The following is a 25,827-nucleotide window of genomic DNA, read 5'->3' on the forward strand; positions in this document are numbered from 1 at the left end:
TTAGCTGCTCTTTTGCTGATAAAATTTAGTCTTCCTTTTTCTTAAAGATATAATTGATGCTTTGAGCTTGATTTATTTTAGGTTCAATATTGAGTTCAGATTCATTTTCGATTTCGACTTCAGGTTCAAATTCAATAAAGTTTCCGTTTTCATCAAAGTGTTTCATAAACGGATCATCATCTTCGTTATAATCGGGTTGTTCCCATTTATAACGGTCGGGTTTTGCTACTTGTTTTCTAAAAATTAAAGCGAACACCAAACCTGTAACTAAACCGCTTAAATGGCCTTCCCAAGACATCCCACTTTTTATAGGGAACACATACCAAATCATACTTCCGTAAAGGAATATAACAACTAACGATAGCGCTATAAGCCGGTAATGTTTGGCAAAAATGCCTTTAAAAAACATAAAGCTGACTAAGACATAAACCAATCCACTAGCCCCAATATGATTTCCTGAACTCGCGATAAGCCACGTTAAAAAACCAGAAAGTAAAATACCAAAGCCGATAACCTGCCACGCTATTTTATTATAGAAATAAAATAAGGCTACACTCAGCACAAAGAGAGGAATTGAATTATTGTAAATATGATTAATATCTCCATGTAAAAATGGACTTGTAATAATTCCTGAAAGCCCTTCTAACCTCTGAGGCCTTATACCAAAAGCCTTTATACCACTATCAATCCTTACCTGATACCAAAACACCAACCAAATAGCAAATAAAATCATCAAAGGATAGATAATAATAGTGTTAGAGTATTTAAAATGTTGCGTTTTGCTCATATTCAAATTTAACTAAAGTCTTTCAAATTTATAGCCAAAATTGAATTGTCTGAAATAATGGCAGAAACATAAAATTCATCCCCTTCAGTTTTAACATGAATTTCATAGATTTCATTAATCCATCACAAAAGCATTTCGTAATTTTGAATTATGAATATTCCACTAGCAGAACGTTTAAGACCAAATACATTAGATGATTATTTAAGTCAGCAACATTTAGTAGGTAAAGATGGTATGCTCTATCAGCAAATTAAAAATGGCGTGATTCCTTCTCTTATACTCTGGGGCCCTCCTGGTATCGGAAAAACAACACTTGCCAATGTAATTGCTAATGAATCTGACCGTCCATTCTTTAAGTTAAGTGCTATAAATTCTGGTGTTAAAGACATTAGAGAAGTTATAGATAAAGCTAAGAAAAGTGGTGGTATGTTCACTACAAAAAACCCGATATTGTTTATTGATGAAATCCATCGTTTTAGCAAATCGCAACAAGATTCACTTTTAGAAGCTGTTGAGAAAGGGTGGGTAACGCTAATTGGTGCAACCACAGAAAACCCAAGTTTTGAAGTTATTTCTGCATTATTATCGCGTTGCCAAGTTTATACTCTAAATGCTTTTAGTAAAGCTGATTTAGAAGCCTTATTACAACGTGCCATAAAAAAAGACACCACACTTTCTAAATTAAATATTGAACTAAAAGAAACCGAAGCTTTACTCCGTTTATCTGGAGGTGACGCTAGAAAATTACTTAATATTTTTGAATTATTAGTCGCGTCGTTTGAAGGTGATCAAATTATTATCACTAATGATTTAGTGACCAAACAAGTACAAAGCAAAGCCGCTCGTTACGACAAAGCTGGCGAACAACATTACGATATTATTTCGGCATTTATAAAATCGATTCGTGGTAGCGATCCTAATGCTGCTGTATATTATTTAGCTAGAATGATTGAAGGAGGAGAAGACGTTAAGTTTATTGCCAGACGATTATTAATTTTATCTAGTGAAGATATTGGTAATGCTAATCCGACAGCTTTAGTGATTGCGAATAACACGTTTCAGGCTGTATCTGTTATAGGTAATCCTGAATCTCGAATTATATTAAGTCAATGCGCCACCTATTTAGCAAGTTCTCCAAAAAGTAATGCGGCCTATGAAGCTATTGGAAAAGCACAACAATTAGTGAAAGACACTGGAGATTTATCAGTTCCGATTGCGATGAGAAATGCACCAACGAAGCTGGTGAAAGAGCTCGGTTATGGTGATACCTACAAATATTCGCACAGTTACGAAAACAATTTCGCGGCTCAAGAATTTCTTCCTGAAGAAATAGCCAACACTAAATTATACAACCCAGGTAATAATGCTCGCGAGCAAGCCCAACGCAATCATTTAAAGATGCTTTGGAAAGAGAAGTATGGGTATTAGTTGTTGGTTGTTGGTTGTTGGTTGTTGGTTGTTGGTTGTTGGTTGTTGAAAAATCAGAATTTAATATTCAATTTTTTCTCTATTGTTGAAGCTCCATTATTTTCAGAATAAATCCACTGCCCTTCTTTATTAAAAACAATGGCATTTTTATCTTTAACGATAAAGACGTCTTTCGCTGAAGAATCCAACAAAATCATAACAACCTTTGGTTCTGAGTTTACTAACTGAAATCCATTTGTTATGGCTTGAGCATAATACAGCTCTTGCTTCACTTCGTTAGATGATATGGCTGCAGTTTTCGTAGTTACGTCCTTAGGCTTAACTTTAGTTTTCACTATTTTACTAGTTTCTTTAACTTCAACATACGTTAAAGACTGCTTGTCTTCTTTAGGTTTAGCTTCAACACTTTCTTTAGAAGCATACTCATAATTTAAGTTTTGGAAGGTTTCAAACGCTTCTCTTAAAGCTTCGTTATAAGCCTTTTTATAGTCCTTTACTCTTGATTCACCTATTTGAGATTTCATAATGACCACATCATAACAATCTTTCAGTATAATTTCTAATTTAGTTTTAAACAAACTACCTTCATCATTAGACACCTCAGCAATTAATCCTAAACAACGATCTGACTTTAAATCATCGGGTAACTCTTCAACAAAATAAGCGTCATATCCATACTTATTGAATAAAAATTTAGTTAAAGAATTTAGTTGGTACTGATCATCACTTTTAGAGAATTCATACGCTTTCGGAATAATTATATATTTATAATCATTCATGTTTTTTTGTGCATATCCTAAACAACTTATGATAACAAATGAAATGGTAAATATTATTTTCTTTAACATGGGTTTAAATTTTAAAGGTGATTAATAAGCATTCTTAAATTTGTGATGCGATTATAACTATGATTATTATACGAATCATTATAATCAAAATGGATGGTTTGCATGCCTGTTTTATGCGCACCTTCAATATCGGCTTCAATATTGTCTCCAATCATAACACTTTCATTGGCATCTGCCTTAGCTAAATTTAAAGCAAAATTAAAAATTTTAGGATTTGGTTTTTTAACCCCAACCATTTCCGAATTTGTTACTGTTCGAAAATACTGTTTAATATTTGAAGTCACCAATTTTTTCTCTTGTGCTTCTTCAAATCCATTAGTTATAATATGAAGCTGATATTTATCTTTTAAATAATTTAGAATTTCAAAAGTTCCATCAAATAAGTGATTAAAAGTTGTTAATTGATCTATATAAGCGTCAGACAAAAGGTGAATCATATCATCTTCAACCTTAACTCCTACTCCATCAAAAGCTTCTTTTAATCTTCCATAACGCAATGCTCCTTTTGTGACTTTCTCTTCTCTATAAAGCTTCCAATACTTAAAATTGATAGGTTCGTAAACCGATAAAAAGTCATTAAGTTTAACGTCAATCTTATTCAGGTTAAAAATCTTTTCAAACGCTAAACCTGAGTTTTTATCAAAATCCCAAAGCGTATGATCTAAATCGAAAAAAACGTGTTTAATTTGGGTTTTCATTCTGCTGATTCTAATATTAAATTAAATAACGATCTAAACCCTTTCCAGCGTTCTAAATCACTGAACGTATAGTTGTGAAATACCATTGTAAAAGTACCATTCACCGCTTTTACTTCATTAATTATTTTTTGTAAATGTTCGGTTTTGTCTAATTGCGAATTATACTTCAATAATGCAAAATCTAAACAATGGTATGGATTAATTTGCAATGGTGTTTGCACTTCGTAATCTAAATCGTAAAATTGAAAAGGCGTACAAGTACCGGCTCTAAAACCTAATGTATTAATGTAACCCATTGTAAAATCTTGATGAATTTCTAATTCGACTAAATTACGATACGATGTTGGTAAATTCAACTTTGAAAACGAATGACGCACGGCTTTTAAATCGGTATGTGTTGTGGATTCCATTTTGTTTTTTCCTTCTTTAGAATCGAAATATCATTTAAAGAAAAATAGGACGCTTTTAAGCCTACATCACAATAGTCGGCAACGGACTTAATCAGAGAGACAAACTCTTTTTTGTTGGTGTTTATATTTTTATCATAGGTTGAATAGTCACCTATTAAAAACAATACCATAAATTTAAAAGGATGTTGTTTTTGTTTCCTAATAATCCATTTGAACGTATCGTAAGGATCGCGTTTAAAACCAAAAAGCACTAAATAGCGAGAATACAGTTGTTTTATTTGTAAACGCCTCAAGTCATTTAACGTGCCACCGATGGTTCTTAAAAAACCTTTGTATTTAAAATAATATGCCATTGGCACATCAATTACAGGCTGCACTTTATATTGCCTTTTAGGAAACTCGTAACCTGGAAAGCGCACTTCTAAAACATCTTTGAGTTTATACGCCCAAATATCTACGACGGGTTGGTGTAGAAACTTGTTTTCAAAAGCTAGACTTTCAGAGGCTAAAAACCGTCCGTAATCATCCTTAACATGAGGTAAATACTCTTCATACCGACTTAATAAATAAAAAGATGCTGCAAAAATATCGAAAGGCAAATCACTTCGTTCCCCGGTAGCAAAAAATCCTTTTGTGTTTTCCCATTGCAATACATTAATATCGATATCCGATAGACCTGTTTCAAATAATAACTCGTTACTTCTAATAAATAACTCATTACTTAATGGTTGTTTTGTATAAGACATCTTAAGACTATCGTGCGCAATAAAATCTTCAACCTTAGACGTAAAAAGCACCTCAACACCTAAAATACGCTTGCATATATGCTTAAACGTATAGGTAACGCGTGGTGTGATTTTATGTGTATAAACGAGTAGCATAAAGTATTGTGAATTCCAAAGGTTAAAAATAACAAATTCCAACCGTAAACGCTCTAATTATAACGGTTGTCTGTGGATCTATTTTTAAAGTTTACCCCATTTGGTTTTCATCAGCAAAACTATAATAGGCACTCTCAGTAATAATAAGATGATCTAAAACAGAAATATCTAGACTTTGAGCAGCTGTTTTAATTTTTTGTAATGTCTTTATCCGCCTGACTTGGTTTTAAAGTGCCCGATGGGTGATTGTGACACAATATTAAAGCTACTGCCCCAACTTCTAGCGCATTTTTAAGCACCAATCGCACATCTACCAAAGTCCCTGTTATTCCTCCTTTACTTAATTGGTTTTTGCGAATCACTTTATTAGAATTGTTAAGGTATAAAATCCAAAATTCTTCATGTGGTAAATCGCCAAGTATAGGTTGCATCACATCAAAAACCGAACGGCTCGATGAAATCTTATCCAATTGCATAGCGTCTTCCAAACGACGGCGACGTCCTAATTCTAAAGCTGCAACAATTGATATGGCTTTGGCTTCACCAATACCTTTAAACTCCATAAGTTGCGCAATGGTGAGTTTACCCAAGGCATTTAAGTTATTATCAACACTTGCAAAAATGCGCTTGCACAAGGCCACAGCACTTTCCTCTCTGTTTCCTGAACCTATTAAAATAGCGATTAACTCAGCATCACTAAGGGTTGTTTTACTTTTGTCTCTAAGTTTTTCTCTAGGCTGATCGTCTTGAGACCAATTTTTAATTGAAAATGAAGCTGGTTTTTCTGACATGCATTAAAGATAAAAAATTGTAAATTTCGAATGTCATTAAATTAGTATAAATTTTAAAACAAGGGTTTAAAACCCATTTAGGCAGATAAAACATGAATTATCCTCCGCAACATCATCAAGATAACGACATCAATCATATGATTGAAGTGATAAAAACGTATCCTTTAGCAACTGTTATTTCAATTGATAATAATGAGCCGCTAATTACGCATTTACCATTAATTTATAGCAATGGAAAATTGATTGGTCATATTGACATTAACAATCCACACGCACAATTATTGCAAAACAACACAGAGGTGACGCTTATTTTTAGTGGACCAGAGTGTTATATTTCTCCAAGTATTTTTTCGAGTACGCAACTCCCAACATGGAATTATATTAAGGTGCATCTTAAAGGAAAAGCCCAAGAAAACCTAGATAAAATGGCGTTAAAACAGTCTTTAATTAGCATGACTAAATTTTTGGAAGCACCCGACCATAAGTACATTTTAAGTACCGATAATCCGCGATTAGATAAATATCTCGATTATATTTTAATGTTTGAAATTGAAATTACCCATTGGGAAGGAAAATTTAAACTATCACAAGACAAAGAGCCAAACGATATAATAGCTGCTCGTGAAGAATTAATTAGAGCTAATCAAGAAAGTGTTATTCAATTTTTAAATAAAGTATTTTAAACCCAAAGACCATGAAGTATCTGTTTACATTATTTATTATTCCACTGTTACTACTCAATACTACAACTAAAAAAGAAAATTTCATAGGCAAATGGGCTGGTGAAGACCAAAACCAAATTGGGTATATAACATTTGACAACGACGGTTATGCTGCTTTTGAAATCAACGGCGAAGTTATGGGTGGCAAGGAGTTTTACATCAAAGGTCAAAAAGGAAAAATGACTTATACCATTAATTACGACACCAACCCTATTGAAGTTGATTTTACAATTACAAAAATACAATCTGGAGAATCTAATAAAATTCTTGGTATCGCAGAATTTACAGATGTAGATACATTCATTTTTGACCTGAGTTTTAATAATGATAGACCTACTGCGTTTGGAGATAATTCTATTACCCTTAAACGTGTTAAATAATTACAAAACAAGAGTTTATAATTTTCGAAATTTGTAATTTAACACATTGGTTTATCATTAATTAAAACAACCACTTATGAAAGACTTAAAAAAAGAAGACATTAAACAAGAAGTTTTCGATTTATACGATGACTATGCCCACAACAAACTCAACCGAAGACAATTTGTTGAAAAGCTATCAATATACGCTGTAGGTGGCTTAACCGTTTCTTCATTATTGAGTTTTGTATCTCCTAATTACATCGATAATTTATTAGTCGCACCTAATGATCCTACTTTAAATTCAGATTATATAACTTATGAATCTCCAAAAGGAGGTGGCACTATAAAAGGCTTACTATCCCAACCAAATGATAAGAAAACCAAATTACCGGGTGTTATTGTAGTACATGAAAATAGAGGTTTAAATCCATATATTGAAGATGTAGGCAGACGCACCGCAAAAGAAGGTTTTATTCTTTAGCTCCAGATGCACTAAGTCCACTTGGTGGTTATCCTGGAAATGATGACGATGGTAGAACGATGCAAAAAGAGCGTAACCAACAAGAAATGCTTGAAGATTTTATTGCAGCCTATCATTATCTTAAAAATCATGATAATTGTGATGGCAACGTCGGAGTTGTTGGGTTCTGTTTTGGCGGATGGATTTCAAATATGATGGCCGTACGCTTACCAGATTTAGGAGCAGCAGTGCCTTATTACGGCAGACAACCAGAAGCTGAAGATGCTGTAAAAATTAAAGCTCCACTTCTACTCCAGTATGGTGAATTAGACACTAGAGTCAATGCTGGTTGGCCGGCTTTTGAAGAAATTTTAAAAGCCAATAATATTGAACATACAGCTTATATTTATCCTGAAGTGAATCATGGGTTTCACAATAACACCACACCAAGATATGATAAAGCAGCGGCAACTTTATCTTGGGAACGTACTATTGCTTTTTTTAAGAAACATCTTAAGTGATAATTTTAATTTAAGTTGCCGATGGAAATGTTAATTCTTTATATCGGATTTTTACTTGCAGCCTATGCAGTAATAGGTAATGATGTAATACAGACCTTAGGCACATTTCTCACGTCTAATGACAAAACGCATTGGCTTATACTATGGGCTTTTGCATCCACAATTTTAACTGTGACTTTATTCTATGGTTGGTATTTCTACAATGGAGATGTCTCATACAATAGACTAGATAAAATTCCGCTTCCTGAAACATTGAGATGGTGGCATTTATTAGCACCACTTACACTATTAATAATAACACGATTGGGAATCCCTGTCAGTACGACATTTATGATTCTAAGTGTTTTTTCGAGCCAGCAGATCATCGAAAAAATGATAATAAAATCAGTGTATGGATATGGCCTTTCTGTTATCTCGGCCTTTCTACTTTATATTATAATTGCGAAAAGATTCGAATCTAAAAAATCTATTGCTAAAGTAAATGAGGCCAAGCAAAAAAAGTACTGGATCTTTGCGCAATGGGTTTCTACTGCTTTTTTATGGTCGCAATGGTTAATACAAGATTTTGCTAATATCTTTGTCTTTTTGCCGCGAAGACTGTCCATCTATGAGTTCATTGGATCGCTCTTAGCGATATTAGCCATAATGGCATATTTGTTTAAAAACCGTGGAGGAAAAATTCAAGAAATTGTTAACCAGAAGGTAAATACAAGAAATATTCGTTCTGCAACAATTATTGATTTTTGTTATGGCATGATTCTCTTTTTATACGGAAACTATAATGCTATCCCGATGAGCACTACTTGGACATTTATAGGTATCCTTGCTGGACGTGAAATTGCAATAAACTACATGCTCAATAAAAAACAACTAAAAAATTCCTATAAACTTATAGCTAAAGACTTTGCAAAAGTAAATATTGGTCTGGCTGTTAGTATTTTTGTCGTCTATATTATTCAACTTATTAAAGAGTTTTAGTACGCAAATTCACTCTTTTTTTTAAGATGCTATAATTCAAATATTATTTTTTTTATAGCATATCCTCATTTTATTTGACAGTCCCAAAAAAATAAACCACCTTCGTTTTACAAGACTAATAAAACACAATTCTAAATGCCATTAACGTTATTATCTTCACCTTTACAAGGGTTTACAGATTTCCGATTTCGGAATGCCTTTAACCATTATTTTGGAGGCATTGACACGTTTTATGCTCCTTACATTCGTTTTAATAATAAGTTGATTATTAAAAATTCTTATAAACTCGATTTACAACTCGAAAACAATACAGAACTCGAAGTCATTCCACAAATTATGACCAATAGTGCTGATGAGTTTTTATTCGTAGTCGATTATATTCAGGAATTAGGGTATAAAGAATTGAACTGGAATTTAGGTTGTCCCTATCCCATGGTGACGAATCGAGGCATGGGTTCTGGACTCATTTGCGACCCAGAAAAAATCAATCATATTTTAGAACGCGTGCATAAAGAAACGGACATTGTGGTGTCTATGAAAATGCGCATGGGTTACGAAAATCCTGAAGAAATTTTAGACACCTTTCCTATTCTAGACGCTTATCCTCTTAAGAATATTGCCATTCACGCACGTATTGGCAAACAACTTTATAAAGGAGGTGTGAATCTTGACGCTTTTGGAAAGTGTATAGAAAGCACCAAACACAAATTATATTACAACGGTGACATTACTTCTGTTTCCAAACTGAAAGAAATGCAAACCCGTTTTCCGAGTATCGATCATTTTATGATTGGTAGAGGACTAATTGCAGATCCGTTTTTACCAAGCATGATTAAAAATGACACGACAGAATATCCAGAAAACCGATGGGACATTTTTAGAGAATTTCATGATACCATTTATCAGCAATACGATGCGGCACTTTCTGGCCCTACTCCGATTAAAATGAAAATGCAAGGGTTCTGGGAATTCTTTGCACAGTCGTTTTCAAATCCGCAGAAAGCATTTAAGAAAATTAAAAAAGCGAATAATCCAAGAGCATACCAACAAGCTGTTAGTGAGATTTTGAAGAATGGGTAGGTATAAATACCTTATCTTTATTTAAACCACAATCGTCAGTTCGAGTGTTTAGTTATTTGAAGAGAAACGAAGAAGAACTAAATGTATCGAGAACCTTCGGCACAACAATTGTTCTCGATACAATTTTATCGTACCTCAAAAATCACTCGAACTGACAGAAGGATAAAATTGAAAATCCAAACCACTCAAGCGAACCACCTACGTCAGTTCGAGTGTTTAGTTATTCGAAGTGAAACGAAGAATAAATAAATGTATCGAGAACCTTCTGTACAACAAATGTTCTCGATACAATTTTCTCGTGCCTCAAAAATCACTCGAACTGACGGAAAGAACTTTATTTAAAATTCTTTTTTGCCAAATTGGGCAACTTATCAAATTCATTATTAATTAAAGCTTCCTTTTTAGCTCTAGACCACTTTTTAATTTGTTTCTCAGTTTCTATGGCGAGATTAATATCGGTAAATTCCGCGTAGAATTTTAATTCAACAGGTCGCCTTTTGTACGTATAACTATCTATATGTGCTCCTGATTTATGTTCAAATAATCGCTTATTTAAATTACTTGTAACACCAGTGTAGTACGTATAATCTGAGCATTTTAAAATATAGACATATGATATTTTCATAGTTAAAGTTATAAAATCTAAAATAAACCTACAGCGTCAGTTCGAGTGTTTATTCATTTGAAGTTTAACGAAAAAGAATAAATGTATCGAGAACCTCCGGTACAACAAATGTTCTCGATACAATTTTCTCGTACCTCAAAAATCACTCGAACTGACGTATCAACTTCTATTCAAATTAAAACCAACCAACGATATTACCTTTATATTTGCAAACACATAAATCCAACAAGTGAAAGACCTCTTACTCATAACACCTCCATTTACCCAATTAAACACTCCGTATCCTGGAACCGCCTATCTTAAAGGGTTTTTGAATACCAAAGGGATTGGTGCGTTTCAAATGGATTTGGGTATTGAAGTGATTTTAGAGTTGTTCAAAAAAGAAACCTTTGAAGAAATTTTTCAATTGGCTTTTGAAAACGATCGTATTCAATCCGAAAATTGCGAACGCATTTATGCTTTAAAAGACCATTATTTAAAGTCTTTAGATGATATCATCTTATTTTTACAAGGCAAAAATCAAACCTTTGCCAGACAGATTTGCACCACCAACTTTTTACCACAAGCTTCGCGTTTTGCCCAATTAGACGATATGGATTTTGCATTTGGTGCCATGGGAATGCAAGACAAAGCCAAACATTTAGCCACACTTTATATTGAGGATTTATCCGATTTTATTGTGGAGTGTATTGATCCCGATTTTGGATTCAGTCGTTATGCAGAACGTTTAGGACAAAGTGCCAATGCCTTTGATGAACTCTATGCACAATTACAAGATCACGAAACCTATATCGACCAAATCACATTAGAGTTATTAGACGTTCAGCTTAAAAATACAGAACCCAAACTGGTGTGTTTCTCAGTACCATTTCCAGGAAATTTATACAGCGCCTTTCGTTGTGCGCAATATATAAAAGCACATCATCCTGAAATTAAAATAGCCATGGGAGGCGGATTTCCAAATACCGAATTACGTTCAGTAACTGACGTTCGCGTATTTGAGTTTTTCGATTTTATCACCTTAGATGATGGTGAACTGCCTATTGAATTACTGCACAACGCAGTCCTCAATAACGGAACCGAATTCAAACGCACATTCATTCTCGAAAACGGAATTGTTACCTATAAAAATAACGCCACCAAACCCGATTACAAACAGCAAGATGTTGGCACTCCTGATTATTCAGATTTATTATTAGACCAATATATCTCTGTTATAGAAATTGCCAACCCAATGCACAGTTTATGGAGCGATGGCAGATGGAACAAACTCACCATGGCACACGGTTGTTATTGGGGAAAATGTACCTTCTGCGATATATCCTTAGACTATATAAAAATTTATGAACCTGTTGCTGCATCGCTTTTAGTAGACCGCATGGAAACGCTCATTGCACAAACTGGCGAAACCGGATTTCACTATGTAGATGAAGCGGCTCCTCCATCGCTGATGAAAGCCTTGGCGCTCGAAATCATAAAACGCAACCTCAGCGTCACCTGGTGGACCAACATTAGATTCGAGAAAAACTTTACTCAAGATCTTTGTATTTTATTGAAAGCCTCTGGTTGTATTGCCGTTTCTGGTGGCTTGGAAGTCGCTTCAGATCGTTTGTTAAAATTGATTGATAAAGGAGTTACCGTTGAGCAGGTGGCGCAAGTGACACGCAATTTTACCGAAGCGAATATTATGGTGCATTCGTACTTAATGTATGGTTACCCAACGCAAACGGTTCAAGAAACGGTGGATAGTTTAGAAATGGTGCGTCAGTTGTTTGAAGTTGGTGTGTTACAATCGGGCTTTTGGCATCAATTTGCTTTAACAGCGCATAGTCCTGTGGGATTAAATCCTAGCGACTATGGCATTACTCCCAATTACAAAAACATCAGTTTTGCCAATAATGATGTTGATTTTACAGATTCAACTGGTATTGACCATTCACAATTTAGTTACGGATTAAAGAAATCACTCTTTAATTTTATGCATGGTATTGGATTTGACATTCCTTTGCAAGATTGGTTCGACTTCGACATTCCAGAAACCGATATCGATCCCGATTTTATTTATAATTCCTTAGCACAAGAACCGGTTTTCAACATTAAACCAACCGCAAAAATTGTGTGGTTAGGCAGCATGCCTTTAGTGGCTGAATTTTCAAAAACTAAAAAGGAACCACTAAAGACTTCTTAGAATTCACGTTTCATGATACGGCAGACAGCTTTCAGATTACACTAGAAAAAGAGAAAGGCCTTTGGCTTTTAGATATTTTAGAAGACATCACTCCTCAACATAAACCACAATCGTTTAAGCAGTTAAAAACCAGTTTTGAAACCCAATTTGAAGATTTTGAATTGTTTTGGTATGCTAAACCGATAAACATTTTGAGAGATTCTGGGCTTTTAGTTTTATAACAGTTTAATTCTAAATACACACAAAACAATTTGCCTCTTAAAAATTTTCTTAGACCTTTGCACCTTCTAATACAGCGTTAGCCAAATTAGCCCAAAAACAAAACATCAAAAATTTCTTAATGAGAAAACATAAAGCCATTCGATTTTTAATGGTCGCTACTGTTTTATTTACACAGGTTACCTTTTTAACCATGATTGTAAACGCGCATTACGAAACCAACGCAGCTATAATTATAGCGGCACTTGTTATTATACTTACCATCGTTTTTGGCTATCGCTACTTAGATTTACACCACGAGGATTACGCCTACGAAAAAATATCCGTCGTGATTTGGGTGCCAATTGGAGCCGTATTGTGTTACCTCTTAAATGTTCCTGGTGGTTTGGGCCCCATTTTAGCCATGGGCATTGTGGGAACATTAGCGTCATTTTTACCATCTTTAAATAAAAAATCGAACTACTTAAAACAACTACCAGCAAGCATTTATTGTGGTGCTTTTGTTGGCATGTCTAGTGCAGAAACTAGTCCTTCCCTTGGTTTTGCACTTGCTGCAGGCACACTTGCAGGACTGTTTTTTATGATGTCTAAAAACTTATTTCTTGGTGTTGGCGGAAAACTAGGCACCATGGCATTTGCAGGTGTCATCACAGCAACTCTAATGTATGCGTTATTAGTATGAATATATGTATCCTCATCATCACCGGAATTTTAGGCGCTACACTCACCCACTTTGTTAGCGAACACTTACGCTTTGGAGCTGTAAAAGCCTCTGCGTTGCTATCGCTAATAGTCGGTTTGTTTTTTTATGCCTTTCCTAACGTACTCAATGGCTATTTAACCGAACATCTCCCTATTGTATTTGTTGGCACCTCGTTTATTGGGATGGTCTCTGCTAAAACTTTAAAAAGTTACACCTTGCTTGCCATAGCAGGAACGCTATTTACTGGGATTTACATTACGAAAAGCCATGTCTTTGATGGTTATGGAGGTGCACTTGGCGCACTTGCGTTTATTGCTTTAGTGACTACTATGGGTTTTGCTTTTGTGGTATCGAATTCTGCTAAAATTAGGCGTAAGGTTGTTTTGGTTTGGGAGACGGTTTTTGGTTCTGGGGAATAGGTTTTAAATCTCTGTTTATTAAAATCTTACATTAATTGTTGTAAGGCTTGACTTTCTGAAAAATTTAAGAGAACCTTATTTATAGGATATAAGTCTTTATATAATTAAGTTAAATCACATTAAACAGCAATCCTTACTAATTAAGATTTCATATATATATTTAATTTAAGAACCTCCTTATTTAATTTTTTTTAATATTCTTAAATAAGAAGTACTTTTGTTTAAGAATATTGAAAGAAATGAAAACATTCAACGCTGGTAATTATATAAATCAAGGAACTTATAAAAGTTTTCAACCCACCAAAATAAATCAAAAATGGGCAATTGAAGACATGGAGGTACTAAGTCTTTTAAGTCAAGCAGACAGACAACTTGGAAGACTTGACATGTATTCAGAGTACATTCCAAACATTGATTTATTTATCAGTATGCACGTGTTAAAAGAAGCAACACAATCAAGTAAAATAGAGGGAACAAAGACAAATATAGAAGATGCTTTATTAGACAAAGAAGATGTAAATGATGAAAAAAGGGATGATTGGGAAGAAGTACAAAATTATATAGAAGCTTTAAACTCTGCTATCAAAAGTTTAGAAAAGTTACCTTTCTCTTCGCGGCTGATAAGAGAAACTCATAAAATATTACTACAAGGAGTAAGAGGAAAACATAAACTGCCTGGAGAGTTCAGAAGTAGTCAAAACTGGATAGGAGGAGCGAGCATTAATGATGCTACATTTATTCCCCCTACTCACACAAGTGTTAACGACTATATGGGAGACTTAGAGAATTTCGCCCATAACACAGAATCCTTTTTCCCTGACTTGCTTAAAATTGCTTTAATACATTATCAATTTGAAACAGTTCACCTTTTTCTAGATGGAAATGGAAGAGTTGGTAGGCTTATGATTACATTGTATTTGGTAGAAAAAAGAATATTAAAAAAACCTATACTTTATCTTTCAGATTTTTTTGAAAGAAACAGAACGTTATACTATGACAATCTTACAAGAGTTAGAGAAAAAAGCGATTTAAACCAATGGTTAAAATTCTTTTTAGTTGGAGTTATAGAAACTGCAAAAAATGGAATAAACACATTTGATAGTATTTTAAAATTGCAAAAAGAAGTTGAAGTTAAATTACAAACACTGGGAAGTCGTTCAAACAATGCACAATTAATTTTAAACCATCTTTTTCAAAAACCAATTGTAGATGCTCAAAAGGCTAAAGAATTAACTGGCTTGTCTTCCCCTTCTGTTTATAAGTTAATCGAAGCACTTGAAAAGCTTGAAATATTAACTGAAATCACTGGTGCTAAAAGAGGAAAGATATATTTGTTCAGAGAATACACAAAAATATTTAAATAATCTCATGCAAACACTTGAAAGGAATCATCTCACAAAAACCTTATATAATTTTAAAACCTCATATCAAAACGTCATGTTAAACCTTCTTCATCCATCTAATTAATCCATATTTTTGCATATTGAAAATTGAGAATTATGCAAGACAATAAAACCCTAAATTACATAAAAGACGTATTAAAAAACATGCCAACAGACTGGTTAGGTCTAACCACGCATCGTTTAGATATTTACAACGAGAAATTAGCTAAAACACAGTTTTTAGATGAGTTCGAGTTGTTATTTAATGCCAATAGCACTGAGCCATCGGCATTAAACGAATTACCAACCGCTTACGATTATATTCGTTTAGGACATCCCTTATCTTGTATTTTAGAATGGGGAATTGCGAATTTAAACGACATTAAAGCAGACAACGTGATTAGTTTTTCGTCACAAACGGTGCCTGTGTTGTCTATTTTAAGAACAAATTTATTAGAAGACAAAAAGACCCAAATTGTATATACTGGCGAACTTCCAGAATTTTTCGATGCTGAGATCATCAAGCAGGTCTACGGTTATCATTTCGATGTCATAAAAGTAGATAGTGTAGATGCTATTTTAGAGTTTAAAGGCAGTACTGTTTTTATCTCGCAGCAAGAGGACATTTCACATCTTGAGGACAATGTCAATATTGATTTTTATATCAATCTTCATGGACACCTTGGAAGTGTACTCATCGTTAATGGCAGTCATAACGATCATTATATTTCAGATATTCAGCATGTGAGACGTCGTGAAACGATTGCGATGACTCCATCGAATTGTTTAGTGGCTTTACAAGCGTTAACAGCACATACTCCGATTACTAAGTTAGACAATCATTTTGAAGCCAATAAAGCAAGTGTTTTAAACTCTATTAAGGAGATTAATGGCACAACGTCTAAGCCTTTAGTCGGTTCTAGTGGATTATCGGTTCAGTATGCTATTATGATGGGCTTGGTGGACTATTCCTTAGAACACCATAAAGGCAAAGCGATTAAATTTGTGGTGCCACCAAATTGTTATGGAGGCACCAATGACCAAGCCAGACGTGTGGCTGCCTGTTTAGATAATGTGGAAGTGGTAGATTTACCTGTAGATGGTGATAATGATATGGTGCAAAGTATCCATACCGTTTTAGATAAAATTGCACACGAGGACGCGATTCCGTATATCATTGCAGAAATTCCAACCAATCCACGTGTTGAAGTTCCGGATTTACAAAAGTTAAAAGACGCTTTGACCGAAGAACGTAAAACGGCTTCTGGAGACATCGCGATAGATCCTGTGTTTATATTAGATCAAACGTTTTGTCCTAATGTGCACTTTTTAGGTGAAGGTGAAATACTATCTACTATGCGTACCATTTCTTATGCTAGTGGTTCTAAATTCCCGAGTGGTGGAAAATGTACAGCGGGTTATATTGTAGGAAATACAAAAGCAGACGCTTTAATGGATAAAATTGCATTGCATTTGACGCTTTGCGATAATGAGGCGACTGCGCTTCAATACGAGATTTTGGCAAAGCAATTACCATCCATGAATCAGCGTATTGCGGAGGCGTATAAAAACACCCGTGAGTTTGTGAATTTTATTCATGACACCTTACCAGAAGCGAAAATCAATTTTGTTTCAGAGGAATTGGCAGCACAAGGATTTACTCCTTCGGTGTTTTCATTAGATCTTCCAACAAAAGGCAATACACCTGAAGAGAAGGAAGCCTATAAACGAAAATTAAATCATAGATTAATCAATTTAATGATTACTGAGATTCCTAGTGAAAGCAAGTATTGCGTGAGTTACGGACAATTAAAAGGCTGTTATTGGACAATTCCTGCAACCTCAACACAAGGTACCACAAAAGAAGGAGACAAAGATTATATTGCACGTGTGTCTTTATCTCCAGATTTAGATTTAGAAAAGCATAAAGCGGTATTTTTGGAGTTTGTTTCTGAGATTTAAAAAATTACAAACTGGAACTAAATCATTAATTATTGATAACTAAAATAGCCTTGACCTGCAAGGTTTTGAATACCTTGTAGGTCTATAAAGCTAACAAGTCATACCTACAAGGTTAAAAAGAAACCTTGCAGGTTATCAAGTTTTCTAGCACGTCAGTTCGAGTGTTTATTGATTCGAAGTGCAACGAAGAATTAAAAAATGTATCGAGAAGCATTCGTTTTACTGCAGGTTCTCGATACAATTTTTCAAAAAAGAAAAATCACTCGAACTGACGTAATAACAAATAATCAAATTCAATACCTTATAACACAAATGGAAATACTAGAATGGATACAAGATTGGCTTAAAGACAATGCTGATGGCGAATGGGAAAAAGGCGATGCCATTCAAATTACCACTTTAGACAGTCCATTGGGTTGGGATGTTGAAATTGATATCTCAAAAACATCTATTGCAAATCTTGAAATCAAATGGATTCTTAACGAAAACGGAAAACAAGATTGGTATGGAGTTAAAATTCAAAACCAACGGTTTAGAGCAGCTGGTGATGCTGGTAAATTAACGTTTCTACTGAATCTTTTTAGAGAGATGATTGAAAAAATTGAAAACGAAGATTAGCACTTTCTTGACTAAACCTAACGTTCTTAAGGAAATAGATAACTCTCAAACCGGAAAAATCGCTTCAAAACTATAAATAAACGTTAAATACTATTTTATATCTAACCGATTGTTTAGTTTTGTCCTGTAGTTAGAAATAATGGCAAGAAAAAAACAATATAATGAAGACGACGTCGTAGAAAAAGCCATGAACCTTTTTTGGAAAAATGGTTATGAAGCGACATCAATGCAAATGCTCGAAAAAGAAATGGGCATTAATAAGTTTTCGATATATTCTAGTTTTGGTAATAAACACGGTTTGTTTCTTGAAAGTTTAAAACACTATAAAACCAAAGTCAGTGCGACGTTATTAAAATTTAAAAATGGTACGAATGGAGTTGAAGACATTAAGCAGTTTTTTCACGACTCTATAAATTCCAATTTTAAAGTTGGCAATCAAAAAGGTTGTTTGGTGACTAATACGTACAACGAATTTTCTGAGAACGAAGACCAACTTATAAAAGACGAAATGACATCTTTTATGGGGAATTTAAAAGCTCTTATTATAGAAAAACTACAGATGGATGCTTCAAAAGATGAAGACACCGTTTTAAAACAAGCAAATTACTTACTCTTAGCAAAACACGGCTTAGCAGCTGCAGCAAGAGTTAACACAGCTCAAGAAATTGAAGATTATATTGAAATGACATTCAAAAATTTATAATCCTTTTTTTGGCAAATAACTAAACGAACGTTTAGATAAATTTAACATTTACAAATAATAAAAAGAAAAATTATGACAACTTTAAAAATTCACAATATCGAAAGCGCACCAGAAGACAGTAAAGCATTATTAGAGAACTCTCAAAAAGCTTACGGAATGATTCCTGGTTTACATGGCGTTTTAGCTGGAGCACCAAAAATATTAGAAGCTTACCAAACTTTACACCAATTATTTGTTGACTCTTCATTTAACGAAGAAGAATTAACAGTGGTGTGGCAAACTATCAACGTAGAACACGCTTGTCATTATTGTGTTCCTGCACATACAGGTATCGCAAAAATGATGAAAGTAGATGACGCTATCACAGAAGCATTACGTAATGAAACACCACTTGAAAGTTCAAAATTAGAAGCTTTACGTACCTTAACATTAACTATTGTTAGAAATCGTGGTTATGTAACTCAAGATGATTTAGATGCATTTTATGCTGTTGGTTATGGTGAAGCACAAGTATTAGAGATCATCTTAGGCTTATCTCAAAAAACAATAAGTAACTATGTAAATCATATTGCAAATACACCTGTAGATGCCGGATTTAAAGCATTTACATGGTCTAAAGAGAATGTGGCTAAATAATCCCTATAAACCAAGCCACAGGTTGATTAATAGCTTTAAACCTTCCGTTGATTCGGAAGGTTTATTAATCTTTAAAAATTAATATTATGATAAAAGTTTCTGTAATGTACCCTAATAGTAAAGACGTACAATTTGATACGGACTACTACCAAAATAAGCACTTACCAATGGTTACAAAACTTATTGGTAACGCCTTAAAAGGATTAGAGTTAGATTTGGGTATCGCAAGTAGAGTTCCAGGAGAATCTGCTCCTTATGTTGCTATTGCACATTTATTATTTGATGATGTAGCGTCTTTTCAAGAGGCTTTTGGCCCTCATGCAGCGACCTTTGCTGCTGATGTAAAAAATTATAGTAATGTACAGGCAGAGCTTCAAATTAGTAAATTGGTTATCTTTAAAACTAAAGACTAGTAATTATAAAGGTGTTTAAATGAAAATTGAAGGGGAAACGATAAAACAAATAGCCAATAAGAGCTTCCAAGCCGTTTTTAGAACTACTACGGAAACGCCTGGCTTTATCCACCTAGTTTTCAGAAAAAAAGAATTAACACCTTATGAATTCAGGTCTATTATGATAGACCTAAAAAAAGAATTATCAAAACTTAGTGTTTCAAAATTCAATAAAAAACTAAGCTATCATTGGCTAGTTCGATTTGATCAGCAGGTGACTACACCTTTTCATGTAGATAATGCTGCAGATCAATCTATATTAATGCTGGGTTACGAACCTAGCGCTATTAAAAGTGAATTGCACATAGCGGATTATTATACTTACGCTAATAAAGCCTTTGAAGCACCTGAAGATTATTTCAATAATTTTTCACCTGTTTTTAAAGATAATGAGGACGTATTATTACCTTTTATTTCAAAATTAAAGTTAGTTAATATGAATAATTATTTTATTCTTATAATTAATAATAGCAGTCCGAAACCTGATGTCGATACGTTAGGTGTTTTTCATAAAGCTCTAATTATAAATAAAGATTTAAATAAAAGCAGAATAGTTAACTCTATGGTTTTAAATGTAGTGCAAAAAGATCAAGTTACAGAAGATGAACAAAGGGAAAATAGCTTTCTAAATACTAATCTAATTAGCAAATAATAAAATTAGTATAACGGATACATATATAAAGTTTAATTAAAAATAAAAACATGGCAAATAAATTAAAAATAGATATCGTTTCAGATGTCGTTTGTCCTTGGTGTACCATTGGTTACAAACGTTTAGAAAAAGCGATTTCAGAATTAGGAATTGAAGACCAAATAGATATAGAATGGCAACCTTTTGAGTTGAATCCTAATATGCCAGCCGAAGGTCAGAATGTGATAGAACACATTACTGAAAAATACGGTTCGACTTTAGATCAACAAAGAGCATCGCAACAACATATGGCAGATGCTGGTGAAGAATTAGGTTTTAAATTCGACTATTTTGATGAGATGCGTATGGTTAACACCTTTGATGCTCATATTTTATTAGAATATGCTAAAGACTTCGGGAAACAAACCGAATTAAAAATGGCATTCACTAAAGCGTTTTTTAGCGACAGAAAAGATGTGTCTAAAAAAGACGTCTTAAAAGAGACACTTTTAAGTGTTGGTTTAAACGCAGATGAAGCCTTAGCAAAATTGGATAGCGAAGACGCACGATTAGAAGTAAGAGAAAAACAAGATTATTGGAAAAATTTGGGTGTAAACTCTGTTCCAACAATTGTGTTTAACAGAAAAAGTGCCGTTACCGGTGCGCAACCTGTAGATACCTTTAAACAAGTGTTAACTGAATTAATTGCTGAGCAGAAATCCATCTAACGCAGCAGTTCGCTATATTCAAATTATTTATATAAAAACCGAAAGCATAATAATGAAAAACAACAGAAGGAATTTTATTAAAAATTTAGGAATTATGGGTACAACAGGAATGTTAATGCCTAACTTAGTATTAGGAAACACACAAGAAAATAAAAACATTATGACAAACACAACACGACCTAAAGTATTATTTTTTGATGTTAACGAAACGCTTTTAGACCTTACCCAAATGAAAAAGCAAGTTGGTGAAGCGCTAAATGGTAGAGAAGATTTATTATCGCTTTGGTTTACTACGATGTTACAATATTCATTAGTAACTACCGCAAGTGGACAATACGAACACTTTGGTAATATTGGTGCAGCAGCATTACAAATGGTGGCCGCAAATAATGACATTTCAATTTCTGAAAAAGAAGCTCGAAACGTCATCGTAAATTCTTTAAGAGGATTACCAGCACATCCAGACGTAAAAGCAGCCCTAACGCAACTAAAGGCAGACGGTTATAAATTAGTGTCCTTCACTAATTCATCTAACGAAGGTGTAAAAAAACAATTTGAAAGTGCCGGATTAACCGACTTTTTTGATGAACGTTTAAGCGTGGAAGATATAGGAAAATTTAAACCATTTACAGATGCCTACACTTGGGCAGCACGTAAAATGGGTGTAAAACCAGAAGAATGTATGCTAATCGCAGCACATGGTTGGGATGTTGCCGGAGCCGTTTGGGCTGGTTGGAGAGCTGCATTTATCAGCAGACCTGGTCAACAATTATTTCCATTAGCACCAAAAACTGAAATTGTAGAATCAGATTTACAAAAGGTGGCTGATGTTTTGGTGACTTATAAATAAAGTATCTATTGAAAAAGAAAATGATTTACTAAATGACAAAGGAGCTTCAATAAAGCTCCTTTGTTGCTTTAAAATATTAAGCTTTGTAATTACAAGCACTTATTCAAAACGTTCCGTAATGCGAAACGGATACTCCTTTGTAATTCTATCTCTTTCTTCATAAAGTTTATCATCACGGCTAAATATATTTTTTCGAATCTGAGCATCTATCTCTTCATAATTTTCAGTCGCTCTTAATTCCCATACTGAGATTTTATGAGCAGATAACACATCAATATAATCTTGATAGGTTACATTATCTCCATAAATATATTCCATAATAGATGATTCATTAATATGACTTTTGAGCTTTTCAGGAAGCATATATAGTGGAATCTCACGATTATCAATTTTAATCCCTTCTGAAATATAAACGCTTAATGTATCTTGAAACTTCTGATCTTTATAAAAATCCCAACCTGGAACTCTAGGTGGTTTTCCGATTCTTGTAAAAGCTTCTTGTAAGGAAGGAGAAATACGTTTGTCCAATTCATTATTATAATAGCTTTCCGTCAATTCATCATTATTAGCTACTTCATAGACCAATCTCCATTGATTCATTTCCAAAAGTTGAAGTTCAAATTCTTTAATATACTTAATAGGTATATTTCTATTTGCCCGTAATCGTACTAGCGTTCGACTAGAATAATACTGGCCCTCATTAAAATCTAATATTAATCTATATAAATCAGACCATTCTATTTGTTCATTTGCTTCATTAAATAAGCAAACGAGATGCTTCGAATCAAAATCCATTTTAATGACTAAATTATCATAAGAGTATCTACGATAGTTATCATTGAGGTATACACTAGACGGTACATCCACTGTTGGGTTTGAAGCCATCATGGACGCATCCAAAGATTTATAATCTATAAAATAAACACGACTAAGCATAAAAGTAAGCACTACAAAAACTATCAAATGAATACTTTGAATTTTCCAACGGTTATTTTTTATAACGGTTATCAGTGTTTTCCAACTATCTAAATAAAGTACTATGACCAATAAGATTGAAGGCCATAAAAATGTATCGATAAATTTCGAGCCCATAAATTGAGAAGCAAAAACACAAAATAGAAACCAAATTTTTGTAAACCAATGAAGAAAAGTTGCCCCTAAAAAAGCTTGGTCATTAAGAACTCTATTGCGCTTATTGTTTCTTCTTGAAAATGCTTTTTGAGGCCTAGAAAACAAATAGCTAATACCAATAGAATTTCCTATAACCATTGAAATTGCAGCGAAGAATAAATTGTATAATTGTCTTTCAGATTCAGGAATTATAACGGGTCTATTCTCAAAATTAAGAAATAGCATCCTATCCGTTTCTCGCAAAACATCATAAAAACTGTAGAGTATAATCGCAGATAATAATCCAATAATAAATGACAAAACAATTCTCTTCTTAGAAATTGATTTGAAGTTTACATGTGAATCATAGAAAATACGATTAAATTTCATAAATAATAAGTTCTAACATATCAGTCTTATAAAAAGAATAATTGTTACGTCCTACGATTCAAAAAGTCAATGATTATGATATTCTGTTACAGGATAAGAATGACAAATCTATTTAATCAAATTCTTCACCTCATCAAAATCCAAACCACCATAATTCCCAGAACTCATTAATAACAACGATTTATTATCAAAATTTTGTTCGAATAAGAAGTTTTTAAAATCTTCTGGATTGGTGTAAATGATTAAATCATCGCGCTCAAAAGCATTCGCGATTTGCTCTTTGGTAACTTCTTCTAATTTCTTAATTTCAACCGCATGTGGAGAATAGAAAACGACCGCTACATCTGCAGCATCTAAAGCTCCTTTATATTCTTTTAGAAATTCGGCATTAAGGCTGCTATAGGTATGCAATTCTAAACAAGCGACTAAAGTTCTGTCGCTGTATTGTTCTTTAACCGCTTTCGTTGTGGCTTCTACTTTACTCGGTGAGTGCGCAAAATCTTTATAAGCGACACTTGTCTTAGATTCAGCAATCTTCTCTAAACGTTTGCTGGCTCCTTTAAAGGTTGAAATGGCTTCGTAGAAATCATCTTCATCAATGCCCATATGTTGGCAAATCCATTTGGCACCAGCTAAATTATTTAAGTTGTGCGCACCAAAGACTTCAATTGGCATTGGCCCTTCTGGAGTTTCTAATAAGGTTTCACCATTTTCAACGGTGTATTCTGGAGTTTTGTAGGCTATTTTTCGAATCTGATTTTCGGAAGCTTCCACGACACGCTTTACTTCAGGATCTTCTTCGTTATAATTAATACTTCCACCTGTGACAATAGAATCTACAAATATGCTAAACTGCTCCACGTAATTTTCATACGTTGGAAACACATTAATATGATCCCAAGCAATACCACTTAACAAGGCAATATTAGGTTTATATAAATGAAATTTTGGTCGTAAGTCAATTGGTGAACTTAAATATTCATCTCCTTCTAAAACGATAAAATCATTGTTTTCCGTGAGTTTTACCATCACATCAAAACCGTCCAATTGTGCACCAACCATATAATCCACATCACGATCGTGATAATGCATTACATGTAAAATCATGGAAGTAATCGTTGTTTTTCCATGACTTCCTCCAATAACCACACGTGTTTTATTTTTGGCTTGTTCGAATAGAAATTCAGGATAACTGTAGATTTTTAAACCGAGTTCTTGAGCTTTTAGCAATTCCGGATTATCAGCTTTAGCATGCATTCCTAAAACGATAGCTTCTAAATCTGAAGTAATTTTTTCAGGATACCAACCAAAAGCCTCAGGCAATAACCCTTTAGCATCTAATCTCGATTTTGAAGGTTCGAAAATAGTATCGTCGCTTCCTGTAACTTTGTAACCTTTATTGTGAAGTGCTAAGGCTAAATTGTGCATTGCTGCACCACCAATAGCGATAAAATGTACGTTCATAGTATCCTTAAATGTATACCGTAAAAATACTATAAGTTTTTTGAAATTAGAAGAACTAAAAGCTTTACCTCTCTGTTGATTTAAGAGAGTTAATTGATGGAATTAAATATGTGTGAATAACATCAACCTACGATTACACTATATTGAGCTATATACTGAAACGGACGTAAAAGAAAGTTTTTTCGTAAATTTGTTTAAAAGATTACAACATGGATATTCAAGCAACAAAACTGGAATTATTGAAAATCATATTAGAAAATGAAAATTCTGAATTTATTCAACGTGTATCTGATTTCGTAAAAAACGAGAAAAAAGACTTTTGGGATGAATTAAGTTCGTCTGAGCAAAATGAAATTGAAAAAGGCATTGAAGATCTTAACCAAGGTAAAAGAATTTCTTATGATTCTTTTTTGAAGAAAATTTCATAGAAAATGAAAGTATTCTTATCTGAACTTGCCGAAACAAAACTTCTAAAACTATGTGAATATCTATCAGAAAATTGGAATTTAAAAACAAGAGATAAGTTTATTACCAAACTGACTGAAAAGATTAAGCAAATATCAATTGAGCCAAATAGTTGTCAAAAATCATCGGAATTTGATAACCTTTACAAATGTGTTGTAACAAAACAAACATCATTTTTTTATCGAATAAAAGAAGAAAAGAAAGAGATAGAAATCATCACAATATTTGATACAAGACAACATCCTGAGAAATTAAAAAAAGATATCGATTGAAAAAGCACGAAACCTCAACAAGAGCTATAGTAGTTGCATATTCT

24 protein-coding genes and 4 pseudogenes are annotated in these 25,827 nt (G+C 33.6%); 20 read left to right on the forward strand and 8 right to left on the reverse strand.

What is annotated here, in order from left to right; translation table 11 throughout:
- Nucleotides 1-25 precede the first annotated feature (25 nt).
- Nucleotides 26-787: a rhomboid family intramembrane serine protease gene (locus ADIWIN_RS08810; protein WP_020897665.1), complete on the reverse strand. Its 762-nt coding sequence runs from the start codon at nucleotides 785-787 to the stop codon at nucleotides 26-28.
- A gap of 150 nt (nucleotides 788-937) precedes the next feature.
- Here ADIWIN_RS08810 and ADIWIN_RS08815 point away from each other — a divergent pair, with 150 nt between their 5' ends.
- A complete protein-coding gene (locus ADIWIN_RS08815; protein WP_020897666.1) occupies nucleotides 938-2,215 on the forward strand; it encodes a replication-associated recombination protein A in 1,278 nt (425 codons plus the stop codon).
- Nucleotides 2,216-2,268: 53 nt separating this feature from the next.
- Here the strand turns inward: ADIWIN_RS08815 and ADIWIN_RS08820 are convergent, their stop codons facing one another.
- The 4 genes and pseudogenes from ADIWIN_RS08820 to radC all read right to left on the reverse strand — a co-directional run bounded on the left by ADIWIN_RS08820 (nucleotide 2,269) and on the right by radC (nucleotide 5,843).
- Entirely contained in the window at nucleotides 2,269-3,063 is a 795-nt protein-coding gene (locus tag ADIWIN_RS08820) for a hypothetical protein (RefSeq protein ID WP_020897668.1), read from the reverse strand.
- 11 nt (nucleotides 3,064-3,074) lie between these two features.
- Nucleotides 3,075-3,761, reverse strand: a complete 687-nt coding sequence (locus ADIWIN_RS08825; protein ID WP_020897669.1) for a YjjG family noncanonical pyrimidine nucleotidase — start codon at nucleotides 3,759-3,761, stop codon at nucleotides 3,075-3,077.
- A pseudogene (locus ADIWIN_RS08830) lies at nucleotides 3,758-5,052 on the reverse strand (polysaccharide deacetylase family protein). The gene ADIWIN_RS08825 and the pseudogene ADIWIN_RS08830 overlap by 4 nt, the downstream one beginning before the upstream one ends.
- Nucleotides 5,053-5,143: 91 nt before the next feature.
- Nucleotides 5,144-5,843, reverse strand: a pseudogene (gene radC / locus ADIWIN_RS08835) (RadC family protein).
- Between the two features lie 92 nt (nucleotides 5,844-5,935).
- Between radC and ADIWIN_RS08840 the strand changes: the two are divergent.
- The 5 genes and pseudogenes from ADIWIN_RS08840 (at nucleotide 5,936) to ADIWIN_RS08860 (ending at nucleotide 9,966) form a co-directional block, all read left to right on the forward strand.
- Nucleotides 5,936-6,526, forward strand: a complete 591-nt coding sequence (locus ADIWIN_RS08840; RefSeq protein WP_040756795.1) for an FMN-binding negative transcriptional regulator — start codon at nucleotides 5,936-5,938, stop codon at nucleotides 6,524-6,526.
- Between the two features lie 11 nt (nucleotides 6,527-6,537).
- Nucleotides 6,538-6,945, forward strand: a complete 408-nt coding sequence (locus ADIWIN_RS08845; RefSeq protein WP_020897674.1) for a hypothetical protein — start codon at nucleotides 6,538-6,540, stop codon at nucleotides 6,943-6,945.
- Between the two features lie 76 nt (nucleotides 6,946-7,021).
- Nucleotides 7,022-7,908: pseudogene (locus ADIWIN_RS08850) on the forward strand (dienelactone hydrolase family protein).
- Nucleotides 7,909-7,929: 21 nt separating this feature from the next.
- Nucleotides 7,930-8,886, forward strand: a complete 957-nt coding sequence (locus tag ADIWIN_RS08855; protein WP_020897677.1) for a hypothetical protein — start codon at nucleotides 7,930-7,932, stop codon at nucleotides 8,884-8,886.
- 135 nt (nucleotides 8,887-9,021) lie between these two features.
- Nucleotides 9,022-9,966 (forward strand): tRNA dihydrouridine synthase, encoded by a 945-nt coding sequence (locus tag ADIWIN_RS08860; RefSeq protein ID WP_020897678.1) that lies wholly within the window; start codon nucleotides 9,022-9,024, stop codon nucleotides 9,964-9,966.
- A 334-nt stretch (nucleotides 9,967-10,300) separates the two neighbouring features.
- On the opposite strand, the gene ADIWIN_RS08865 is transcribed toward ADIWIN_RS08860, so the two are convergent.
- Nucleotides 10,301-10,591 (reverse strand): GIY-YIG nuclease family protein, encoded by a 291-nt coding sequence (locus tag ADIWIN_RS08865; protein ID WP_020897679.1) that lies wholly within the window; start codon nucleotides 10,589-10,591, stop codon nucleotides 10,301-10,303.
- A gap of 229 nt (nucleotides 10,592-10,820) precedes the next feature.
- Here ADIWIN_RS08865 and ADIWIN_RS08870 point away from each other — a divergent pair.
- The 12 genes and pseudogenes from ADIWIN_RS08870 (at nucleotide 10,821) to ADIWIN_RS08925 (ending at nucleotide 22,082) form a co-directional block, all read left to right on the forward strand.
- Nucleotides 10,821-13,000: pseudogene (locus tag ADIWIN_RS08870) on the forward strand (B12-binding domain-containing radical SAM protein).
- A gap of 119 nt (nucleotides 13,001-13,119) precedes the next feature.
- The gene (locus ADIWIN_RS08875) at nucleotides 13,120-13,680 is read left to right on the forward strand and encodes a hypothetical protein (RefSeq protein ID WP_020897682.1); all 561 of its coding nucleotides are present in this window, start codon (nucleotides 13,120-13,122) and stop codon (nucleotides 13,678-13,680) included.
- Entirely contained in the window at nucleotides 13,677-14,120 is a 444-nt protein-coding gene (locus tag ADIWIN_RS08880; RefSeq protein WP_040756797.1) for a hypothetical protein, read from the forward strand. The genes ADIWIN_RS08875 and ADIWIN_RS08880 overlap by 4 nt, the downstream gene beginning before the upstream one ends.
- A 239-nt stretch (nucleotides 14,121-14,359) precedes the next feature.
- Nucleotides 14,360-15,484, forward strand: coding sequence for a Fic family protein (locus ADIWIN_RS08885; protein ID WP_040756798.1), 1,125 nt, complete (start codon nucleotides 14,360-14,362; stop codon nucleotides 15,482-15,484).
- Between the two features lie 135 nt (nucleotides 15,485-15,619).
- Complete coding sequence (locus tag ADIWIN_RS08890; protein ID WP_020897685.1) at nucleotides 15,620-17,464, forward strand: PLP-dependent aminotransferase family protein; 1,845 nt, start codon at nucleotides 15,620-15,622, stop codon at nucleotides 17,462-17,464.
- A gap of 312 nt (nucleotides 17,465-17,776) precedes the next feature.
- Nucleotides 17,777-18,082 (forward strand): immunity 53 family protein, encoded by a 306-nt coding sequence (locus tag ADIWIN_RS08895; RefSeq protein ID WP_020897686.1) that lies wholly within the window; start codon nucleotides 17,777-17,779, stop codon nucleotides 18,080-18,082.
- A 139-nt stretch (nucleotides 18,083-18,221) separates the two neighbouring features.
- Entirely contained in the window at nucleotides 18,222-18,785 is a 564-nt protein-coding gene (locus ADIWIN_RS08900) for a TetR/AcrR family transcriptional regulator (protein ID WP_020897687.1), read from the forward strand.
- Nucleotides 18,786-18,857: 72 nt separating this feature from the next.
- Entirely contained in the window at nucleotides 18,858-19,421 is a 564-nt protein-coding gene (locus ADIWIN_RS08905; RefSeq protein ID WP_020897688.1) for a carboxymuconolactone decarboxylase family protein, read from the forward strand.
- Nucleotides 19,422-19,507: 86 nt separating this feature from the next.
- Nucleotides 19,508-19,834: an EthD family reductase gene (locus tag ADIWIN_RS08910; RefSeq protein WP_020897689.1), complete on the forward strand. Its 327-nt coding sequence runs from the start codon at nucleotides 19,508-19,510 to the stop codon at nucleotides 19,832-19,834.
- 19 nt (nucleotides 19,835-19,853) lie between these two features.
- Complete coding sequence (locus ADIWIN_RS08915) at nucleotides 19,854-20,525, forward strand: hypothetical protein (protein ID WP_020897690.1); 672 nt, start codon at nucleotides 19,854-19,856, stop codon at nucleotides 20,523-20,525.
- A gap of 50 nt (nucleotides 20,526-20,575) precedes the next feature.
- Nucleotides 20,576-21,232 (forward strand): DsbA family oxidoreductase, encoded by a 657-nt coding sequence (locus ADIWIN_RS08920; RefSeq protein ID WP_020897691.1) that lies wholly within the window; start codon nucleotides 20,576-20,578, stop codon nucleotides 21,230-21,232.
- 52 nt (nucleotides 21,233-21,284) lie between these two features.
- Nucleotides 21,285-22,082, forward strand: coding sequence for a haloacid dehalogenase type II (locus tag ADIWIN_RS08925; protein ID WP_040756800.1), 798 nt, complete (start codon nucleotides 21,285-21,287; stop codon nucleotides 22,080-22,082).
- A gap of 99 nt (nucleotides 22,083-22,181) precedes the next feature.
- Here the strand turns inward: ADIWIN_RS08925 and ADIWIN_RS08930 are convergent, their stop codons facing one another.
- A complete protein-coding gene (locus tag ADIWIN_RS08930; RefSeq protein ID WP_020897693.1) occupies nucleotides 22,182-23,582 on the reverse strand; it encodes a hypothetical protein in 1,401 nt (466 codons plus the stop codon).
- Nucleotides 23,583-23,690: 108 nt separating this feature from the next.
- Nucleotides 23,691-25,046: a UDP-N-acetylmuramate--L-alanine ligase gene (locus tag ADIWIN_RS08935; protein ID WP_020897694.1), complete on the reverse strand. Its 1,356-nt coding sequence runs from the start codon at nucleotides 25,044-25,046 to the stop codon at nucleotides 23,691-23,693.
- Between the two features lie 209 nt (nucleotides 25,047-25,255).
- Here ADIWIN_RS08935 and ADIWIN_RS08940 point away from each other — a divergent pair, with 209 nt between their 5' ends.
- Complete coding sequence (locus ADIWIN_RS08940) at nucleotides 25,256-25,474, forward strand: hypothetical protein (protein ID WP_020897695.1); 219 nt, start codon at nucleotides 25,256-25,258, stop codon at nucleotides 25,472-25,474.
- Nucleotides 25,475-25,477: 3 nt separating this feature from the next.
- Entirely contained in the window at nucleotides 25,478-25,783 is a 306-nt protein-coding gene (locus ADIWIN_RS08945; protein ID WP_020897696.1) for a type II toxin-antitoxin system RelE/ParE family toxin, read from the forward strand.
- Nucleotides 25,784-25,827 lie beyond the last annotated feature (44 nt).

It is taken from the genome of Winogradskyella psychrotolerans RS-3 (genome assembly GCF_000427335.1).
In the GTDB taxonomy this organism is placed as follows: Bacteria; Bacteroidota; Bacteroidia; order Flavobacteriales; family Flavobacteriaceae; genus Winogradskyella; species Winogradskyella psychrotolerans.

Coding starts and splice junctions, on each gene's coding strand:
- ADIWIN_RS08810 (WP_020897665.1), bottom strand. CDS start 787: ATGAGCAAAACGCAACATTTTAAATACTCTAACACTATTATTATCTAT.
- ADIWIN_RS08815 (WP_020897666.1), top strand. CDS start 938: ATGAATATTCCACTAGCAGAACGTTTAAGACCAAATACATTAGATGAT.
- ADIWIN_RS08820 (WP_020897668.1), bottom strand. CDS start 3,063: ATGTTAAAGAAAATAATATTTACCATTTCATTTGTTATCATAAGTTGT.
- ADIWIN_RS08825 (WP_020897669.1), bottom strand. CDS start 3,761: ATGAAAACCCAAATTAAACACGTTTTTTTCGATTTAGATCATACGCTT.
- ADIWIN_RS08840 (WP_040756795.1), top strand. CDS start 5,936: ATGAATTATCCTCCGCAACATCATCAAGATAACGACATCAATCATATG.
- ADIWIN_RS08845 (WP_020897674.1), top strand. CDS start 6,538: ATGAAGTATCTGTTTACATTATTTATTATTCCACTGTTACTACTCAAT.
- ADIWIN_RS08855 (WP_020897677.1), top strand. CDS start 7,930: ATGGAAATGTTAATTCTTTATATCGGATTTTTACTTGCAGCCTATGCA.
- ADIWIN_RS08860 (WP_020897678.1), top strand. CDS start 9,022: ATGCCATTAACGTTATTATCTTCACCTTTACAAGGGTTTACAGATTTC.
- ADIWIN_RS08865 (WP_020897679.1), bottom strand. CDS start 10,591: ATGAAAATATCATATGTCTATATTTTAAAATGCTCAGATTATACGTAC.
- ADIWIN_RS08875 (WP_020897682.1), top strand. CDS start 13,120: ATGAGAAAACATAAAGCCATTCGATTTTTAATGGTCGCTACTGTTTTA.
- ADIWIN_RS08880 (WP_040756797.1), top strand. CDS start 13,677: ATGAATATATGTATCCTCATCATCACCGGAATTTTAGGCGCTACACTC.
- ADIWIN_RS08885 (WP_040756798.1), top strand. CDS start 14,360: ATGAAAACATTCAACGCTGGTAATTATATAAATCAAGGAACTTATAAA.
- ADIWIN_RS08890 (WP_020897685.1), top strand. CDS start 15,620: ATGCAAGACAATAAAACCCTAAATTACATAAAAGACGTATTAAAAAAC.
- ADIWIN_RS08895 (WP_020897686.1), top strand. CDS start 17,777: ATGGAAATACTAGAATGGATACAAGATTGGCTTAAAGACAATGCTGAT.
- ADIWIN_RS08900 (WP_020897687.1), top strand. CDS start 18,222: ATGGCAAGAAAAAAACAATATAATGAAGACGACGTCGTAGAAAAAGCC.
- ADIWIN_RS08905 (WP_020897688.1), top strand. CDS start 18,858: ATGACAACTTTAAAAATTCACAATATCGAAAGCGCACCAGAAGACAGT.
- ADIWIN_RS08910 (WP_020897689.1), top strand. CDS start 19,508: ATGATAAAAGTTTCTGTAATGTACCCTAATAGTAAAGACGTACAATTT.
- ADIWIN_RS08915 (WP_020897690.1), top strand. CDS start 19,854: ATGAAAATTGAAGGGGAAACGATAAAACAAATAGCCAATAAGAGCTTC.
- ADIWIN_RS08920 (WP_020897691.1), top strand. CDS start 20,576: ATGGCAAATAAATTAAAAATAGATATCGTTTCAGATGTCGTTTGTCCT.
- ADIWIN_RS08925 (WP_040756800.1), top strand. CDS start 21,285: ATGAAAAACAACAGAAGGAATTTTATTAAAAATTTAGGAATTATGGGT.
- ADIWIN_RS08930 (WP_020897693.1), bottom strand. CDS start 23,582: ATGAAATTTAATCGTATTTTCTATGATTCACATGTAAACTTCAAATCA.
- ADIWIN_RS08935 (WP_020897694.1), bottom strand. CDS start 25,046: ATGAACGTACATTTTATCGCTATTGGTGGTGCAGCAATGCACAATTTA.
- ADIWIN_RS08940 (WP_020897695.1), top strand. CDS start 25,256: ATGGATATTCAAGCAACAAAACTGGAATTATTGAAAATCATATTAGAA.
- ADIWIN_RS08945 (WP_020897696.1), top strand. CDS start 25,478: ATGAAAGTATTCTTATCTGAACTTGCCGAAACAAAACTTCTAAAACTA.